Here is a 982-nt window from a genome sequence, read left to right as displayed (position 1 = left end):
GTAAAAAATAAAGAGCTGTTATAAAAATTCCACTAAAAATTTTTATAACAGCTCTTTACATATTTTGAAATTAAAAGGGTGGAACTATGTTCCACTCTTTCGGTTGTATAAGTCCCGATTGCTAAATGCAACTAAAAAATTATTAATTGCATAGTTCAGAAAAAATTCTAATTCAAATTATTTATCAAAGAATACCATTAGTTCTTGACATAAATCATATCTTTTGATAAATAATTTGTCTTATTCACCAGTACCCTCCAGAGGGCCCTCCTGCTTAATTGCATCGGCTTTAGTGGCTTCATTAGTTCCTTTTTGGTGCTTGACCGGTGAATAAATAGAGAAGACCTTCATGGTCTGTTTTCCAGCGTTGATCACGTTATGCCAAGTGTTATCAGGAACAACTACAGCCTCTCCCGGATGAATTTCCTGATCAACTGTTAAATGATCTTTATCTTTCCCCATTTTAACGTGGCCAATACCGGCTACTAAGTAAATAAGTTGATCATTACCATGATGAATTTCCATACCAATATCACCACCTCCGGCTGGGATAGCCATTAATGTGATTTGAAAATGATCCCCGGTCCACAAAGTAGTTCGATAATTTTCATTTTCCAAAGCAGCCGATTTTAAATCAGGTGCAAAGGGTGCTGGACCGTAGTCTCTTAAATCTGCGCTTTTTTCTAACATAATAAACACTTCCTTTCTAAGTGGAATTGTAACATAATTTTTTATTATTTAATATTGGATGTAAGCTGATTCCTGAGACAACTTTTAAGAGAGCGTATAATGAATAAATCGTCTCTCAAAAGGAAGGAATTTTTACATGCCAACTCGTTACGACAAAGAATTCAAACAAAACATTATCAACCTATATAAGCAAGGCGAATCAGCTGCCCAACTGGCCAGAGAATATGGCATTGGCTATTCAACAGTTCATAAGTGGATCCAGGGCCAGGCCAAAACTCAATCCGGTAAATCG

At 35.9% G+C, this 982-nt stretch carries 2 protein-coding genes; one reads left to right on the top strand and one right to left on the bottom strand.

Features of this window, described 5'->3' with window-relative positions:
• Window positions 1–240 precede the first annotated feature (240 nt).
• The gene (locus LPKJCM_RS12125) at window positions 241–690 is read right to left on the bottom strand and encodes a cupin domain-containing protein (protein WP_046041293.1); all 450 of its coding nucleotides are present in this window, start codon (window positions 688–690) and stop codon (window positions 241–243) included.
• Between the two features lie 136 nt (window positions 691–826).
• Between LPKJCM_RS12125 and LPKJCM_RS13975 the strand changes: the two genes are divergently transcribed.
• A partial coding sequence (locus tag LPKJCM_RS13975) for a helix-turn-helix domain-containing protein (RefSeq protein WP_133057580.1) occupies window positions 827–982 on the top strand: 156 nt, incomplete at its 3' end.

The sequence above is a fragment of the Lentilactobacillus parakefiri genome (assembly GCF_002157585.1).
Classification (GTDB): Bacteria; Bacillota; Bacilli; order Lactobacillales; family Lactobacillaceae; genus Lentilactobacillus; species Lentilactobacillus parakefiri.
The sequence above is the reverse complement of the archived record's forward strand: the minus strand, read 5'-3'. Positions and strand labels throughout refer to the sequence as shown.

Bases quoted from the DNA above. Each gene is read 5' to 3' on its own strand.
- LPKJCM_RS12125 (WP_046041293.1), bottom strand. From the start codon at position 690: ATGTTAGAAAAAAGCGCAGATTTAAGAGACTACGGTCCAGCACCCTTT.